The organism is Halomonas sp. PA16-9 (genome assembly GCF_009728585.1).
In the GTDB taxonomy this organism is placed as follows: domain Bacteria; phylum Pseudomonadota; class Gammaproteobacteria; order Pseudomonadales; family Halomonadaceae; genus Vreelandella; species Vreelandella titanicae.
Genome location: NZ_CP040451.1, coordinates 447,493 through 464,538, shown reverse-complemented (window position 1 = coordinate 464,538; position 17,046 = coordinate 447,493). Strand labels below are relative to the sequence as shown.

At 55.2% G+C, this 17,046-nt stretch carries 8 protein-coding genes, 1 tRNA gene, 2 rRNA genes and 9 pseudogenes; 11 read left to right on the top strand and 9 right to left on the bottom strand.

Translation table 11 applies throughout. The features are described from left to right. Positions 1-39: 39 nt before the first annotated feature. A pseudogene (gene phbB / locus FDY98_RS02205) lies at positions 40-785 on the bottom strand (acetoacetyl-CoA reductase). Between the two features lie 271 nt (positions 786-1,056). Between phbB and FDY98_RS02200 the strand changes: the two are divergent. Then, positions 1,057-1,133 (top strand) — tRNA-Met (locus FDY98_RS02200). Between the two features lie 217 nt (positions 1,134-1,350). Here FDY98_RS02200 and FDY98_RS02195 read toward each other — a convergent pair. Then, positions 1,351-2,205 carry a LysR family transcriptional regulator gene (locus tag FDY98_RS02195; RefSeq protein WP_340146643.1) on the bottom strand — a complete coding sequence of 285 codons (855 nt, stop codon included), beginning with the start codon at positions 2,203-2,205 and terminating at the stop codon, positions 1,351-1,353. 223 nt (positions 2,206-2,428) lie between these two features. Here FDY98_RS02195 and FDY98_RS02190 point away from each other — a divergent pair, with 223 nt between their 5' ends. Both FDY98_RS02190 and FDY98_RS02185 read left to right on the top strand, forming a co-directional pair. Then, entirely contained in the window at positions 2,429-3,487 is a 1,059-nt protein-coding gene (locus FDY98_RS02190; RefSeq protein WP_027957666.1) for an SDR family oxidoreductase, read from the top strand. Between the two features lie 218 nt (positions 3,488-3,705). After that, positions 3,706-4,650 (top strand): co-chaperone YbbN, encoded by a 945-nt coding sequence (locus FDY98_RS02185; protein WP_027957665.1) that lies wholly within the window; start codon positions 3,706-3,708, stop codon positions 4,648-4,650. 16 nt (positions 4,651-4,666) lie between these two features. Here the strand turns inward: FDY98_RS02185 and FDY98_RS02180 are convergent. After that, positions 4,667-5,817 (bottom strand): annotated as a pseudogene (locus FDY98_RS02180) (MalY/PatB family protein). A gap of 37 nt (positions 5,818-5,854) precedes the next feature. Between FDY98_RS02180 and FDY98_RS02175 the strand changes: the two are divergent. The 6 genes and pseudogenes from FDY98_RS02175 to FDY98_RS02150 all read left to right on the top strand — a co-directional run bounded on the left by FDY98_RS02175 (position 5,855) and on the right by FDY98_RS02150 (position 9,151). Next, on the top strand, positions 5,855-6,286 hold the full coding sequence (locus FDY98_RS02175; RefSeq protein WP_022520367.1) for a hypothetical protein: 432 nt from the start codon (positions 5,855-5,857) through the stop codon (positions 6,284-6,286). A gap of 52 nt (positions 6,287-6,338) precedes the next feature. Next, positions 6,339-7,144: pseudogene (locus FDY98_RS02170) on the top strand (hypothetical protein). Between the two features lie 86 nt (positions 7,145-7,230). Next, positions 7,231-7,637, top strand: a pseudogene (locus tag FDY98_RS02165) (acyl-CoA thioesterase). A 41-nt stretch (positions 7,638-7,678) separates the two neighbouring features. Then, positions 7,679-7,981 (top strand): hypothetical protein, encoded by a 303-nt coding sequence (locus FDY98_RS02160; RefSeq protein ID WP_027957661.1) that lies wholly within the window; start codon positions 7,679-7,681, stop codon positions 7,979-7,981. A 12-nt stretch (positions 7,982-7,993) separates the two neighbouring features. After that, complete coding sequence (locus tag FDY98_RS02155; RefSeq protein WP_009288547.1) at positions 7,994-8,515, top strand: DUF501 domain-containing protein; 522 nt, start codon at positions 7,994-7,996, stop codon at positions 8,513-8,515. A 91-nt stretch (positions 8,516-8,606) separates the two neighbouring features. Further along, positions 8,607-9,151: pseudogene (locus tag FDY98_RS02150) on the top strand (TIGR00730 family Rossman fold protein). Between the two features lie 34 nt (positions 9,152-9,185). Here FDY98_RS02150 and FDY98_RS02145 read toward each other — a convergent pair. Next, positions 9,186-9,680, bottom strand: a pseudogene (locus tag FDY98_RS02145) (hypothetical protein); the annotation flags it as partial. Positions 9,681-9,714: 34 nt separating this feature from the next. Beyond that, a pseudogene (locus tag FDY98_RS02140) lies at positions 9,715-10,207 on the bottom strand (tetratricopeptide repeat protein). A gap of 249 nt (positions 10,208-10,456) precedes the next feature. Here FDY98_RS02140 and FDY98_RS02135 point away from each other — a divergent pair. Together FDY98_RS02135 and yaaA are read left to right on the top strand one after the other, a co-directional pair. Continuing rightward, a pseudogene (locus FDY98_RS02135) lies at positions 10,457-11,487 on the top strand (NADP(H)-dependent aldo-keto reductase). A 133-nt stretch (positions 11,488-11,620) separates the two neighbouring features. Beyond that, a pseudogene (gene yaaA, locus FDY98_RS02130) lies at positions 11,621-12,399 on the top strand (peroxide stress protein YaaA). 10 nt (positions 12,400-12,409) lie between these two features. On the opposite strand, the gene FDY98_RS02125 reads toward yaaA, so the two are convergent. The 4 genes from FDY98_RS02125 to FDY98_RS02110 all read right to left on the bottom strand — a co-directional run bounded on the left by FDY98_RS02125 (position 12,410) and on the right by FDY98_RS02110 (position 16,871). After that, a complete protein-coding gene (locus FDY98_RS02125) occupies positions 12,410-12,985 on the bottom strand; it encodes an isochorismatase family protein (protein WP_027957656.1) in 576 nt (191 codons plus the stop codon). 114 nt (positions 12,986-13,099) lie between these two features. Beyond that, on the bottom strand, positions 13,100-13,288 hold the full coding sequence (locus tag FDY98_RS02120; RefSeq protein WP_022520373.1) for a hypothetical protein: 189 nt from the start codon (positions 13,286-13,288) through the stop codon (positions 13,100-13,102). Positions 13,289-13,705: 417 nt separating this feature from the next. Beyond that, positions 13,706-13,821 (bottom strand): 5S ribosomal RNA (rrf, locus tag FDY98_RS02115). Positions 13,822-13,981: 160 nt separating this feature from the next. Next, positions 13,982-16,871, bottom strand: a 23S ribosomal RNA gene (locus FDY98_RS02110). Positions 16,872-17,046 lie beyond the last annotated feature (175 nt).

Here is a 17,046-nt window from a genome sequence, read left to right as displayed (position 1 = left end):
TTATAGCCTCCCGTTTGCGCTCTCCTCTTGGGCTAATCACTAGCCCATAAACTGACCACCGTTGATATCGATGTTCGCACCGGTGATAAATCCTGACTCCTTATCGGCTAAGAAGGTAACCAGTCGACCAATCTCCTCTGGCGTGCCGTAGCGCTTCACCGGGATTGTTTCCCGATTGCTTCGCGCACTTTTTCTGGAATATTCATGATCATATCGGTGGCGATATAGCCAGGCGATACGGTATTGACGGTAATCCCTTTGGTCGCTGTTTCCTGTGCCAGCGACATGGTCAAGCCATGCATGCCAGCTTTCGCCGCCGCGTAGTTCACCTGGCCAAACTGACCTTTACGACCGTTGATGGATGAAATATTAATAATTCGACCATAGCCATTCTCAAGCATCATCTCAATGACACTTCGGCAGGTGTTAAAAACGCTGTTGAGATTGGTATCGAGCACTTCGTACCACTGCTCGTAAGACATTTTTTTCATGGTGCCATCACGGGTGATCCCCGCACAGTTCACCAACACACTAATAGGGCCATACTTGTCGTGGATTTGGCGGGCTCCTTCCAGGCAGGCGTTGTGGTCAGAAAGGTCGATACCCGACAATTCGATATTGCGATAGCCGTCGGCGTGCTGCGTTTCTAGCCAGGTCTTAGCCTTGTCGGGGTTGCGATAACCCGCCACGACCAGATATCCCGCATCTGCCAACGAACGACAAATTGCCGTACCGATACCACCAGTTCCACCAGTTACCCAGGCGACGGGGGCTTGATTGGCCATTGACTACCTCCCTGAAATGACAAATGGCTTGGATCTCAAAGCACGCACATCGCGCCGCAAGCCATTGTGAATAAGCGCGACTGCGCCTGTATTACCCTAGTGCATAATTTTCTTGAACAATGCACCAACGTAAGCTTTTTGTTATGGCTATATAAAGCATAGCTGCACTTACCCCATGTTGCCGCAGGTCATAATCAACGGCTATAAGCCAAACGTGTTAATCACCCTATTGACTTCACCTAAAACTTCTGTAGAATACGCCACACGTTGATGCGGGGTGGAGCAGTCTGGTAGCTCGTCGGGCTCATAACCCGAAGGTCATCGGTTCAAATCCGGTCCCCGCTACCAATATTTTTAAAGGCAGATCAGTTACTTACTGGTCTGCCTTTTTTTATTGCCTAGAGTTCGGTGAGAGTAGTCAGAAAAGCTCTCGGGTTCAGCGTCTCATCCCCCCTGAAGGCCATCGGTTCGCTTTTATTTTAAAGCCAAAGCCAGCGAATCTCGCTATCCAATACAACAGAGAAAGCCGTTATCGAAAGACAGCGGCTTTTTTGTGTCTGAACCCTTACACCGCCAGCTGCTCACGCCAGCGATCCCATTCTGGTGTAGATCCAACCATCTCAAACAGATGATCCAAAAAAGCGCTTACCTTGCGGGTGTGCAGCCGACGCTGGGCGTAGAGCACGTGGATATCGCGCCTGCCTGGCACGACTTCACATCGCCACGCTTCGAGCAGAGGCAGCAGTTTGCCCGAGGCCAGCTCATCAGCGATCAGCCAGGTGGGAAACATCACCAGTCCCTGCCCCATTAGCGCGGCACGCACCAGGCTCTCGGCATCGTTGCTATACAGGCTGCCGTCGACTTTGTAAGCAAAGGCTTGCGGCTGCTCGGCATGATGGAAGTACCAGCGCTGACGACCCATTTCACCTTGGTAGAGCAGGCAGTCGTGGTGTTCAAGGTCATTTGGGGTATTGGGCCTACCGCAACGCTGCAAATAGGTAGGGGCGGCAGCCACAACATAGTTCATTGACGCTAGGCGGCGCGCGACCAGCGTTGAATCGGCCAGCTCACCAACACGAAAGGTGATATCGATGCCCTCGCGCACCGGGTCGGTCAGTTGATCGGTTAACATCAGTTCGGCTTTGATCGCCGGGTAGCGGCGTTGAAAGTGATGCAGAATCGGCACGATTTGGCGCTGGCCGAAAGCCACGGGAGCATTGAGGCGCAGCACGCCGCTAGGCGCTGTATTGGGGGCCGTTAGCGCTTCCGTCGCCAGGTCGAGTCGTTCAAGTATCTCGCGAACTTCCTGATAGTAGCGCAAACCTGCCTCGGTCAGCGTCACGGCGCGGGTGTGGCGATAGAACAGTTGCTGACCAAGCGCCTCCTCTAAAGAGGCAATCTGACGCGAAACCGACGACACGGCGCGATGAAAGTGGCGTGCGGTGGCGGTAAAACTTCCTGTCGCGGCGACGCGCTCAAGATGCGTAGCGCATTGAGATCCATCGAGTTGCTCCTAGCGCAATAAAGATTTGCGATTTTTCCAATTGTAGCAATGATTCTTGGCGACCAGACTGCTTTTCATCGGACACAAAGCACATTTCCACTGCCCGTTCCGAAAATTTTGTCTACAAAAGGAGTTAACGATGCGCAAAGGCACCGCATTAGTCGTCGGCGCGACCGGCATCACTGGTGGCAACTTAGCCAGCTACCTCACCGCTAGCGGGTGGAGTGTCTATGGATTATCTCGTCGCCCCTCTGATCAAGCAGGGGTAATTCCCGTCGCTGCCGATCTGTTAGATCGCGAGGCTACGGCGGAAGCACTGGCGGGGCTACCCATCACCCACGTGTTTTATTGCACTTGGGTGCGGCGCGAAAATGAAAAGGCTAACGTCGAGGCCAACGGCGCAATGATGCACAACTTGCTCGACGCTCTGCAGGGCGCAAGCTTAGCGCATGTCTCGCTGGTGACCGGCACCAAGCAGTACCTGGGTGCCTTCGAGAACTACGGTAGCGGTAAAACCGAGACGCCGTTTCGTGAATCAGCGCCCCGCGTACCTGGCGAGAACTTTTACTACACCCTCGAAGACATCATGTTCGCGAAGGCGGGTCGGGACGGCTTTAGCTGGAACGTGCACCGTCCGCACACGGTCATCGGCTATGCCCGCGGTAACGCCATGAACATGGGCGTGACGCTGGCGGTTTACGCCTCTATCTGCAAAGCAACGGGCAAGCCGTTCACATTCCCTGGCTCGCAGGTGCAGTGGAACGCCTTGACCGATCTAACCGATTCGCTGGTGTTGGCGCGGCAGATGGAGTGGGCGGCGACCACGCCCGGTGCCCACAATGAGGCCTTTAATACGGTCAATGGCGATGTGTTCCGCTGGCGTCGACTGTGGCATGAAATTGGCGAATTCTTCGAGCTTGAAGTAGCCGACTGCCCGGAAACGCCACAACCGCTCAAAACCCAGATGGCCGACATTGCGCCTACCTGGGCCGAGATTGTCGAAAAGAACGAGCTAGTCGAAGCCGATGTCAGCAAGTTAGCCTCCTGGTGGCACACCGATGCCGACCTGGGGCGCGAGCTTGAGTGCGTCAACGATGTCACCAAGTCGCGAGATTTCGGCTTTGATCACTTCCGTGAAACACGCGCGGCGTTTTTCGATCTGTTCGCTCGCCTACGCGCGGAGCGCATCATTCCTTAAGTAATTTCAGAAGCAATTTCAGAAACAATTTCAGAAACAATGCCAAAAATAGTAGCTCATCCAGGGCGCCTAACCGCGCCCTGTTTCTGCTTTATCAGGTTCACGTAGCTTGATACCCACTAGCAGTGAGTTTTATTTCCCTCCTCTTCCTTGAATCCACCGGCAAATGCCTGCATATCATGGGGAACTATTGTTCATTTTTGATGCCGAGTCTACCCATGCAAATTATCGATCCCCGCTCAGGTAAGCCGCTTACGGCGGATACCGGAAGTGCTGACGCTACCGCGCCTAACGCTGAACAAGCGGCGGTGCGCCCTGAAGATGTCATTATCGAGCTCAATGCTGGCAATATTCAGCAGGTGCTTGAAGCGTCCATGCAGGTGCCGGTGCTAATGGGCTGCTACTCGCCGTCCAACGCAAGCAGCAGCACCCTGCTCGCGGTGCTGGAGAAGCTGGTGGTTGAGTACGCGGGCGCTTTCCTGCTCGGCAAGCTCGATATTGAAGCAAACCCCGAAATCGGCGGCCAACTGGGCGTGCGTTCTGTGCCCGATGTGAAGCTGATTAGCCAGGGCGGCTTGGTGGATGGTTTCCAGGGCGCTCTGCCGGAGAAAGAAGTGCGCGAGTGGCTCAATCGCTACTTCCCAGCCCCCGGCGAAGCGCCGCCTACCCCTGAAGAGCAGGCGGAAGAAGCGCTTAAAGCCGGTGACACCGCCGCTGCCCGCGAGATTTATCAAACCCTAATGGGCCAGTACCCAGAGCACTATGCCTACCAGGTAGCCTTCGCACGGGTATTGGTGGCCGAAGGGCGCGGCAGTGAGGCCCGTGAAGTACTCGATAACCTGCCCCCGGAAGAGCGCGACGCGGCACCTGCGCGTGGCGTACGCGCCAGCATCGAGTTTAGCGAGCAGGCACTCTCAGCCGAAGAGATTGCGGCCCTGGGCGATCGTACCGATAGCGAAGCGCAGTACCAGCGCGCCCTGCGCCAAGTGGCCGACGGTCATTATGATGAAGGGCTGGAGGCGCTGCTGGCACTGATGAAGCAGGATCGCGCCTATAATGATGACGCCGCGCGTAAAACGCTGCTGCAGGTATTCGACGCCCTGGGCGCCGACCACCCGCTGACCGTTGCTTACCGCCGTAAGCTCTTTGCGATGCTGTACTAAGGTCTTCTGAAGGCTCTCAATCCTGCTTCAGCAGGGAATCCATACGAGACAGCGCCGCTTCCAGCTGGGAAGCGGTGGTACCAAAGTTAAGCCGCACAAAGCCGGGGCAGCCAAAGGCCGCCCCGTCCGAAAGCGCTACTCCCGCCTCTTTCAGCAACGTCTTGTAGGGCGCCTCACCTAACCCTGCCTCGCGCATATCCAGCCAAGCCAGATAGGTCGACTCCGGCGCACTCCAGCGCACGCCCGGCCAAGCCGCTACGCGTGCCTGCAGCGTCCCACGATGCTCACGTAACACGCTTAACAGCTCCTGGCGCCACGGCTCGCCATGTCGATACGCTGCTTCCGCCGCGACCAAGCCGAGCACGTTGCCATCGGGAAGTAACCCCTTGGTAGCCGCCGCAAAGCGCTCACGCAGTGCGGGGTCGGGAATCACCGCGCAGGCGCTGGTTAAGCCCGCTAGGTTAAAGGTTTTCGACGGTGCCCATAGCGTAATGGTGCGCTTCGCTAATTCAGGAAATGCCGCGGCTAACGGGCGGTGCTGGGCGCCTTCGTCCAATAACAGGTCGCAGTGCAGCTCATCGGAGACCACCCAAAGGTCGTGGCGCTCCACTAGCTCAGCCAGCGCTGCAAGCTCCTCATGGCGCCACACTCGCCCCGTAGGGTTGTGGGGCTGGCACCACAGCAGCAAGCGCGTACGTGGCGTAATAGCGGCCTCCAAGGCATCAATATCGAGCTGCCAAGGCGGCGCTGCCAGCATCGCCTGCTGGGGTAGTCGCCCGGTGCGCTTTGCAACCTCTAAAAATGGCGGGTAGATCGGCGCTACCGTCAATACACCGTCGCCTGGCTCGGTCAGCGTTAACGCGGCCAGGTGCAAAGCTGGCACGACGCCCGGCAGCCACTGCTGCCACTCCAGCTGAATGGGCCAGTCGTAGTGGTGGGCGCTCCACTGGCACAGGGTTTCTGTTAACGTAGCAGGCACTTCGCCATAGCCATATACACCGTGGGCCACGCGCGCCTGCAGTGCATCAATCACCTCAGGCGGGAGCGAAAATCCATATCGGCGACCCAAAGGGGCAGTACGTCGTCGCCGTAGCGGTGCCATTTTTGCGATGCCCAGCCACCTTCAGGGTGGCGTCGCTCCACAGGCGTGGCAAAATCGTAGGCCATGAAAAATCTCACTCATTCAATAGGGGTTGTGCCAAGCATGCCGCAAGATGACTTTTATACCAAGATGCGGGCGGGGCTATCGGCGCTGTTGCGGCAATGGCGCTCGCTTGGGCAAGCGAATACGGATCAGCTAGCGCTCATTTTGGCTGAAACAGCACGGGTAGCTAAATTAGGTACACCCGACGCCACGCCCAGCGGCGCCACCCTGGAGCAGTGGAGCCAGGATGAGCTAGGTGAAATGCCGCTATGGGCGCCGCGCACTGCGGTCTTTCTGCTCAATCAAATGCCCGCTCGCCCGACCCCCGATAGCGACGCCGAAGCCTGCGCCTGGGCTTACTGCTGGCTGCGCAACCGTTCGTTTGATTCACTCCAAGCGGCGCAGGAGGCGCTCCCCGCGCACTTGAAAGCGCCCCTAAAAGATGCCCTTGAGGCCGCATGGCGCGACCAGCAAGGCCTGCGCTTGGTTTAATTAAAAGCGCGCGCTGACAGCACCCAAACAAAAACAGCAAGGATGACGCCGCATGATTGAAGTCCCTCTCACTTGGCAGCTAGCGAAATTAGGGCTCTCGATCAGCATGGTGCTGGGGCTAGGCGCGATTGCTGTGCGTGCTAGCCCGCGCATGGCGGGCCTGCTGGCGGGCTATCCGTTAGGCACGGCCTTGGCGCTATTTTTTATCGGCTTGGAAATTTCCCCTCAGTTTGCGACCCAAAGTGCGGTGCATACCCTGGCGGGCTGTACGGCCACAATGGCGCTAGGGGCCGGTTATTGGATGGCAGGACGACAGCCGGCGTTAAAGGTGTCATTGGCGGCGTGGCGGGCGGCTTGGTTGCCTGGCTCGCCGTTAGCACGCTGCTCGCTCAGTTTAACTTCACGCGTTTGAGCGGCACGCTGGTGACGCTATGCGCCATTGCTCTGTTCAGCGGCTTATTTCGCAGCATTACTGATGTCAGGATACCCGCCAGCAGAACGTTTTCGTTACCGGCGCTTGCCGCCCGCGCGGCACTTGCCACGGTGATCATATTTACCATTACCAGCCTGGCCCACTGGCTGCCGCCCGCCTGGGCGGGAACATTGGCCGCCTTTCCCGTCACGATGCTGCCTTTTTTGCTGATCCTACACCTGAACCATGGGGCAGCGCCGGTGGCGACGGTGATCAAGCACTACCCGATGGGACTTGGCTCGCTACTGAGTTACACGCTATGTGTTTCCTATACTTACAGCACACTAGGGTTGCTATGGGGCACATTGGTCGGCTTCGCTGCTGCCACGCTATGGCTGTTGGGGTGGATGCAACTCATTGCGTGGTATCAACGCCGCACCGCTTGACCAAGCGCTTGCTTGGGTTAATCCTAAACGTTGCCGTTGCGATTACCCCTACTAATAACCTGTTTTTTTAATAACAAGGACAAGCCATGTTTACCCGTACCATTGAGCCCGCCTTTTACGATACTGACGCCTTAGGGCACATTAACAACACCCGCCTGCCAGCGTGGTTTGAGCTTGCCCGAAATGACTTGTTCAAACTCTTTACCCCTGATTTAAACCCAAGCAGTGGCGCTTGATTATGGCGCGCATGGAAGTCGACTACCGGGCTGAACTGTTTTACGGTCACGATATCGAAATACGTACTTACTTAACGCGATTAGGCAATAGCTCGTTTACAGTCACCCAAGAGGCGCGGCAGCACGGCAAGCTCACTAACCTGGGCCATACGGTTATGGTGCAGTATGACCACCAGGCCAAGTGCGCCATGCCTATTGAGGGTGACCTGCGCGAGGCGCTAATGTCGCACCTTCAAGACGCGCCTGAGCCCGCCTGATCGACGCTGCCCTGCACTACCGGGGCAACAGGAGCCTTATAATGGCAATCCGCTACAACCTCTGGATAGACCCTGACAACGTCGCCCAGCATCGCGCCGTGGAGACAGACCTTGAGCGCTATTTTATTGAGCGCTTTGCCGACTATCCGCATATCCGCTTGTTTGGTGCCGATCCCTACGATTATGATGCCCCCTTCAATCGCCTTTATGACGTGCTAATGGCACGAGCCGCTGAATACTGTGAGCGGACGTGGTGCTATGTCGCGTCGCCTGAACAGCTCAATCGCTGCTTTTTCCGTGCCGTTGGCCGCTCGACTAAATTTGTTCAAGACGACCGTTCGTGAGAGACCAACCCAATGGTGATACGCACCAACCAAGCGCCTGACGAACGTCAGCTCGCCATTATTGCCCAGCAGCTTGGCCGCGCACCGCGTGGTATCGAAGCGGTAGCCGCCACCGACGGTGAAGGTACACCGCTAGTACTGCGTATGGCGCCGATTGTCGATGGTAAACCCTTCCCCACCCTGTATTGGCTCTGTTCCGATGTTCTGAAAGTTGAGATTTCCCGCATCGAAGCCGTTGGGGTTATCAAAGCGCTCGAACAACGCCTACAGGAAGAGCCTGAATTTCTTGAGGCTTACCAACAGAGCCATCGCGACTATGTGACCGCTCGCTGGGACTATATGAGTAATGCTCAGCGTGAAGAAGTCGCTAAGCTGGGTTACACCAACGTGATGACCGAACGCGGCATTGGCGGCATTAGCAACTGGCATCAGATACGCTGCCTGCACACCCAGTACGCCCACCACCTGTGCGGTGATAATGTGATTGGGCAGTGGATGGATGAGCATCATCAGGTAGACCGCTGTTTACCCTAAGCCCCTTTTAACCTAAGCCTCGTAGTAATCTCGTTTTCTTTTTGGCTACGGTTTTAGTCACGTTCATTTTTTAACGACAGGAAATAAACGAATGGCTCGAATTTGCGTTTATCTTGGCTCCCGTGAAGGTAACAGCCCTGCCTTCCGCCAGGCCACCAATCAACTGGGGCGCACCCTCGCTGAACGCGGCCACACGTTGGTTTATGGTGGGGCACGCGTTGGCCTGATGGGCGAGCTGGCTAACGCAGCACTTGAGGCCGGTGGTGAAGTTTTTGTTGGTGTGATGCCCGACCACCTGGTAGAGCGCGAACAGGCCCACTTTGGCTTGAGCGAGCTGATTCGGGTGCGCAACATGCACGAACGCAAAGCCACCATGGCGGCCAACGCCGATGCTTTTATTGCCTTACCCGGCGGGATTGGCACCTTGGAAGAGCTGTTTGAAATATGGACGTGGGCTATCTAGGCCTGCATGAAAAACCGATGGGGTTGCTGAACATCGACGAGTTCTATTCGCCGCTACTGACCTTTTTAGACAGCACGGTTAGTCATGGCTTTTTGGCGTCTCCCACCCGCGAAATGCTGCTCGATGCACCGTCCCCCAATGAGTTGCTTGAGGCGCTGGAGGCCCAGCTATAAAACTGGTGAGGGAAGAGTTACTAACGTCCGGGTGCTCGGTGAGCTTGCGGGTATGCTGATAGGTAAGCTGCAGTAAACGGGCATCTTCACCTGCCCGGTGGCGGTGAATACCCTGTTCGGCGATCAGCGCTTCTTTGGTGTCGCTCCACACTCTGCTGCTCTTCGCTAAGCAGAATTCTTAGCGCCTCAAGGCGAAAACGCGGCAGCATACCCGCATGATGGAAGAGCAGCGACAGCCAGGTATTGTCGTACCCCCAACTATCGCTGTACGCCTTACCCGCTCGCGTAGTTCATCGTTCAGCCAGTGGGCGACCTGGCGTACCGGGTAGCCCTCCTGAATAAGGCGATCACGGGAGATGCCATGCAGCAGTTCAGCCTTGGGATCCCAGTGCGTCCACTCTTCCAGCGGTTGAATGAGAAAAGCACAGCAGCTTCCATCGGCACGGGCGATGCCTACTTCAATGGGGTAGCTGCCGCGCCCAAATCCGGACGCTTCAATATCTAGCACTGTGGGTAGCGTCTCGGACACAACCTTCCTCACTCAATCAAAACGCGGTAACGCTTCATGCGGCGGCCACGCTATTTAGTGCCAGCTGATCCGCCTGTCGCTGCCAGTAAGCCGCACGCTCACCATCTACCGCCAAGCCTAATTCACCCAGGCGATAAGCGCGAGCAAGCCGCTCTGCGGCGAGATAGTGCCAGACTGGCGGCGCGTGCGTACCAGGTCACCGCGTAATCTTCACGGCGCGGGTACTGGGCACAGCCATGTTCGTGGATTTGTGCCACCTGGTACTGTGACTTTACATCCCCGGCATGCGCAGCTTCCAGAACGTACCGCGCTCCGCGCGCTTTGTCCTGGGGCGTCTGACTGCGATGAAACAGCATATGGCCGTATACGGAGAGCGCGTCTGGGTGACCCGCTTCCGCACAGCGCTTAAACAAGCGCATCGTTAAACGCTGGGTCCGCGGTGAACGCGGCAACAGCCAGTGATTATGAAACAGCCGTTCAGCTAGGCGAAATTCTAGCCGAGTAAACAACGTTGATGCCTGCAGCATGGCAAACCACCCTGCCTGTCGTCTGTTGGAACCTTGGGCTAGCAGTCACAAAAATAGCTGCCAACCACACGAGAAACCGGCCTTTAGCCGGTCGATGGGCTGGCAAGCATACGCCTGCCTTTGCGACGACTCAACCCCATTAATTTGCTGCTTGCAATGAGCCTCGCTAACATGCCATTCATACGCCGTTTACCAGCCTGGTAATGGCGGCTTATCTTGTGGCAATTCCGCCTTAGTAAGGAGATAAAAATGCAAACGCGCCCACTTGGCAGAACCGGCATGGAGGTAAGTCGACTCTGTTTAGGCACGATGACGTTTGGCGAGCAAAACAGCGAAGCTGAAGCCCACGAACAGCTTGATAGAGCCGTGGCGTTTGGCATCAATTTTATTGATACCGCAGAAATGTACCCCGTTCCGCCCATGGCCCAGACCCAGGGCTTAACTGAGCGCTATATTGGCAGTTGGCTTAAGCAGCGTGGCGCCAGGGACGATCTGATCATAGCCACCAAGGCCGCAGGCCCAGGGCTTGACCATATACGGGGTGGCCCGCGTTTAACCCGTGAGCATATTCATCAGGCCATCGATACAAGCCTGGAGCGCTTGAACACCGATTACGTTGACCTTTACCAACTGCACTGGCCCGACCGTCAAACCAATTTCTTTGGCAAGCTAGGCTACGTTCATAGCGAAGACGAAGATGTGACGCCGCTAGAAGAGACGCTTGATGCGCTGAAAGAGCTGGTTGATGCAGGCAAAGTACGGGCTATTGGGCTCTCTAATGACACGCCCTGGGGTGTGATGCGCTCACTGCAGCTTGCCGATAAGCTAGATTTACCGCGTGTGGCGTCTATTCAAAACCCCTACAACCTTCTAAATCGCTCTTTTGAAGTTGGTTTGGCTGAAATTGCCCACCGTGAAGATGTCGGTCTACTTGCTTATTCACCGCTAGGTTTGGGGTACTCTCAGGTAAATACCTGAATGGCGCGCAACCACCCAAAGGTCGTTTGACGCTGTATGAGCGCTTCAAGCGTTACACCTCGCCCGAAGCCGAGGCGGCCACCCAGGCTTACGTTGCGCTTGCTGAAAAGCACGAGCTAGACCCTGCGCAAATGGCGCTGGCGTTTGTTAACTCTCGCAGCTTCTTGACCAGCAATATCATTGGTGCGACCACCATGGAGCAGTTGGAAAGCAATCTTGCCAGCGAGAGCCTCAAGCTGGACAACGAAGTGCTAGAGGCAATCGAAGATATTCACCGCCGTATGCCCAATCCCTGTCCTTAAAACAAACAGTCCTTAAAAACAGCCGACTCTCATAAGGCTATCACCGCTATAGCCTCGGCCTTTGCCGAGGCTTGGTATACTGAGCCCACTTATATCAGGCTTTTATTTATCAGGGCACGACCAGGAGCATGCGATGCTGAGCGTTATCTCTCCCGCCAAAACGCTGGACTTTGAAACCCCACCGACCACAGAGCAAGTGTCACAACCCGACTTTCTGAAACACAGCCAAGCGCTTATCACTATTTTGCGTGATTACTCGCCGCAGCAAATCAGCGAACTCATGGGTATCAGCGATAAATTGGCGGGCCTGAATGCGGCGCGTTTTGAGGAGTGGCACCCTCCTTTCACTCTGAGCAATGCCAAACCTGCTGCACAGGCTTTTCAGGGCGACGTTTATACCGGCCTGCAAGCAGAAAACTTCAGCGAAGCGGAGAACCGTTACGCACAGTCGCATCTGCGCATACTTTCTGGCCTATATGGCCTGCTGCGGCCGCTGGATTTGATTCAGGCCTACCGCCTGGAAATGGGCACCAAGCTGCCTAACAGTGCCGGTAAGGATCTGTATGCCTATTGGAAGCCCATCCTGGCACCTGCACTTAATGAAGCCATTGCAGAAAGCGGCTCCAACGTGCTGGTTAATCTCGCCTCGAATGAGTACTTCAAAGCGGTAGATACCAAGCAGCTTAATGCCCGGATCATTACGCCGGTGTTTAAAGATGAGAAAAACGGCACCTTTAAAATCATCAGCTTCTACGCCAAAAAGCGCGTGGACTGATGAGCGCTTGGCTTATCCAGGAACAGGTCAACGATCCAGATGAACTCAAGGCGTTCAATGTGGCAGGTTATCGTTTCGATGCATCGGCATCCCAAGGGGATACCTTCGTTTTCACTCGTAAAGAAGCCGATCGCTAAAGCGAATGGCCTAATAGAAACGTACGGGGCGTGACGCGCGCGGCTTTAAAAAGCGCTGGTGCGCCTCTTTGAACAGCGCTGTATCGCAGCGGTGAAGCCACTCATAAGCCACCATATCTGCCGTCACCGCCACAGCACCGCTCGCGCAGGCGCGCTCACGGGCAAACGCAGCCTCTTGCGGGCGTCGACTGGCAGAGGCGTCACTCAGCCAGTACAACTCGTAGCCTGCCTCTAATAGCCCTAAACCCGTTTGCAGCACGCAGATGTGCGCTTCTGTTCCACACAGTACAATCTGTGTTTTACCCGTTGCGTTTAGCGCTTCACGAAATTCAGTTTCCGCCATGGCCCCAAAATGCTGTTTCTGCCAGAGCCGATAGTCATTCAGGCAGGCGAGCAGTGATGCCGTGGATCCTCCCAGTTTTTCTGGAGACTGCTCGGTTAACCATACAGGCACCTCAAGCAAGCACGCCATTTCGCCTAGCCAAGCCGCTTCATTCATGGCTTCTTGACCACCATCGATTACAGGCAGCAGACCCGCCTGGAAATCGACCATTAACAACAGGCTTTTATCGCGTTGTAGTAGCACGTTGCCACCTCATTTTTATCGTTATTCAGGCTAACCATAATAGACGCGATACAAACAATAAAGCAGCCGCTTTTCAGCGACTGCTTCGGTTAACTCATCAAACAAATGCTCGGCCTAGTTCTCGGCCGCTTCTTCCATATCTTCGCCGAGCTCTTCCATGCTCTCCCCGGCATCTTCTGCGGCGTCATCAATGCTTTCACCCGCTTCTTCAGCAGGCCCTTGATCATCACAAGCGATCAGTCCGCCTGCCATCAAAGCCATAAATAGAGCAATTGCTAACTTCTTGGCTACTTGCGTCGTCATACCGTTTCTCCTCCTGAGATTTTACTTCTGGGTACGTGCAACATAATACTAGATGCTGCGTGGCAACAATACCATGTTAAATGCACAAGCTATTGTTATATATGACATAAAACGCCAGAAAACCGCACGTTATGGTGAGTGGTGAGTGAGTGGTGAGTGGTGAGTGGTGAGTGGTGAGTGGTGAGTGGTGAGTGGTGAGTGGTGAGTGGTGAGTGGTGAGTGGTGAGTGGTGAGTGGTGAGTGGTGAGTGGTGAGTGTGAGTGGTGAGTGGTGAGTGGTGAGTGGTGAGTGGTGAGTGGTGAGTGGTGAGTGGTTGGTCAGTGTGAGGTTTCTATTCACTATTCACAACTTACCCTTCACCCTGCCACAAAAAAAAATCCCCCAAGGCATCAGCCCTGGGGGATTTTTCAAATAAGTGCCTGACGATGACCTACTCTCGCATGGGGAGACCCCACACTACCATCGGCGCTAAGCGGTTTCACTTCTGAGTTCGGCAAGGGATCAGGTGGTTCACGCGTGCTATGGTCGTCAGGCGTAACAGTAATGTACATCATGCTGACGAGCAGGCTTTTAGCGTTGCTTGCTCAATTGTGTGCGTCTCATCGCCTGTCGCCCTGGCGTTATGTCGCTTGGGCCACACGCTGCGTATCCGGTTTAATGTCGTCATCATCGACCAGACCCCTTGGGTGTTATAGGGTCAAGCCTCACGGGCCATTAGTACACGTTAGCTCAACGCCTTGCAGCGCTTCCACACCGTGCCTATCAACCAGCTGGTCTCGCTGGGCCCTTCAGGAGGCTCTAGGCCTCAGGGATGTCTCATCTTGAAGGGGGCTTCCCGCTTAGATGCTTTCAGCGGTTATCCCGTCCGACCATAGCTACCCGGCAATGCCACTGGCGTGACAACCGGAACACCAGAGGGTCGTCCACTCCGGTCCTCTCGTACTAGGAGCAGCCCTTCTCAAACATCCAACGCCCACGGCAGATAGGGACCGAACTGTCTCACGACGTTCTAAACCCAGCTCGCGTACCACTTTAAATGGCGAACAGCCATACCCTTGGGACCGACTTCAGCCCCAGGATGTGATGAGCCGACATCGAGGTGCCAAACACCGCCGTCGATGTGAACTCTTGGGCGGTATCAGCCTGTTATCCCCGGAGTACCTTTTATCCGTTGAGCGATGGCCCTTCCATACAGAACCACCGGATCACTAGAACCTGCTTTCGCACCTGCTCGACGTGTCTGTCTCGCAGTCAAGCACCCTTATGCTCTTGCACTCAATGCACGATGTCCGACCGTGCTGAGGGTACCTTCGTGCTCCTCCGTTACTCTTTAGGAGGAGACCGCCCCAGTCAAACTACCCACCACACACTGTCCTCGATCCGGATAACGGACCTGAGTGAGAACGCCAATGATGCCAGGCTGGTATTTCAAGGTTGGCTCCCTCCGAACTGGCGTCCAGAGTTCAAAGCCTCCCAGCTATCCTACACAGGCAACATCAGCGTCCAGTGTGAAGCTATAGTAAAGGTTCACGGGGTCTTTCCGTCTAGCCGCGGGTACACCGCATCTTCACGGCGATTTCAATTTCACTGAGTCTCGGGTGGAGACAGCGTGGCCATCATTACGCCATTCGTGCAGGTCGGAACTTACCCGACAAGGAATTTCGCTACCTTAGGACCGTTATAGTTACGGCCGCCGTTTACCGGGGCTTCAATCAAGAGCTTCGCCTTGCGGCTAACACCATCATTTAACCTTCCGGCACCGGGCAGGCGTCACACCCTATACGTCCGCTTGCGCGTTAGCAGAGTGCTGTGTTTTTAATAAACAGTTGCAGCCACCTGGTATCTTCGACCGGTTCGGGCTAGGAGAGCAAGTCTCTTCACCCTATGCCGGCGTGCCTTCTCCCGAAGTTACGGCACCATTTTGCCTAGTTCCTTCACCCGAGTTCTCTCAAGCGCCTTGGGATTCTCACCCTGACCACCTGTGTCGGTTTGGGGTACGGTCGCACATGATCTGAAGCTTAGAGGCTTTTCCTGGAAGCGTGGCATCAGTGACTTCCTGACCGTGGTCAGTTCGTCTCGTGTCTCGGCTTTAAGACCCCGGATTTACCTAAGGTCTCGGCCTACTCACTTTCACCAGGACTACCAACGCCTGGCTCACCTAGCCTTCTTCGTCCCCCCATCGCAACCATGTCCGGTACGGGAATATTGACCCGTTTCCCATCGACTACGCCTTTCGGCCTCGCCTTAGGGGCCGACTCACTCTGCTCCGATTAGCGTCGAACAGAAACCCTTGGTCTTCCGGCGAGGGAGTTTTTCACTCCCTTTATCGTTACTCATGTCAGCATTCGCACTCGTGATACCTCCAGCGAACTTCTCAATTCACCTTCATTGGCTTACACGACGCTCCTCTACCGCTCATTCCTAAGAATGAACCCGTAGCTTCGGTACCTGGTTTAGCCCCGTTACATCTTCCGCGCAGGCCGACTCGACTAGTGAGCTATTACGCTTTCTTTAAAGGATGGCTGCTTCTAAGCCAACCTCCTAGCTGTCTGAGCCTTCCCACATCGTTTCCCACTTAACCAGGATTTCGGGACCTTAGCTGACGGTCTGGGTTGTTTCCCTTTTCACGACGGACGTTAGCACCCGCCGTGTGTCTCCCACGCTCTACTCACCGGTATTCGGAGTTTGCCTCGGGTTGGTAAGTCGGGATGACCCCCTAGCCGAAACAGTGCTCTACCCCCGGCGGTACTACGTGAGGCGCTACCTAAATAGCTTTCGAGGAGAACCAGCTATCTCCGAGCTTGATTAGCCTTTCACTCCGATCCACAAGTCATCCAAATCTTTTTCAACAGATCCTGGTTCGGGCCTCCAATTGATGTTACTCAATCTTCACCCTGCTCATGGATAGATCGCTCGGTTTCGGGTCTATATCCAGCGACTGTGTCGCCCAGTTAAGACTCGGTTTCCCTACGGCTCCCCTATACGGTTAACCTCGCCACTGAATATAAGTCGCTGACCCATTATACAAAAGGTACGCAGTCACAGAACAAGTCTGCTCCTACTGCTTGTACGCACACGGTTTCAGGATCTATTTCACTCCCCTCTCCGGGGTTCTTTTCGCCTTTCCCTCACGGTACTGGTTCACTATCGGTCAGCCAGGAGTATTTAGCCTTGGAGGATGGTCCCCCCGTCTTCAGTCAAGGTTTCTCGTGCCCCGACCTACTCGATTTCACATGATCAGATTTTCGACTACGGGGCTATCACCCGCTACGGCCACGCTTCCCAGCGTGTTCGCCTAATCAGTCTCATGCTTAAGGGCTGGTCCCCGTTCGCTCGCCGCTACTAGGGGAATCTCGGTTGATTTCTTTTCCTCAGGGTACTTAGATGTTTCAGTTCCCCTGGTTCGCCTCGTACACCTATGTATTCAGTGCACGATACTCATCTTATGATGAGTGGGTTTCCCCATTCAGAGATGTCCGGGTCACAGGTTGTTGCCACCTCACCGAACCTTATCGCAGGCTACCACGTCTTTCATCGCCTCTGGCTGCCTAGGCATCCACCGTGTGCGCTTCATTGCTTGACCCTATAACCCGAAGGAGTCTGGATGTCGCAATGATCACGTTTCATTTTGCCGGATACGCTTGAGACGTATCACAATTTAAGACCCTTCTTGCGAAGTGTTCTTGTCAGCATGATATACATTGTTAAAGAGCGACTGCTATAAGCAGTGATAAGCGTTCTTTCATATTAAAAAGAAA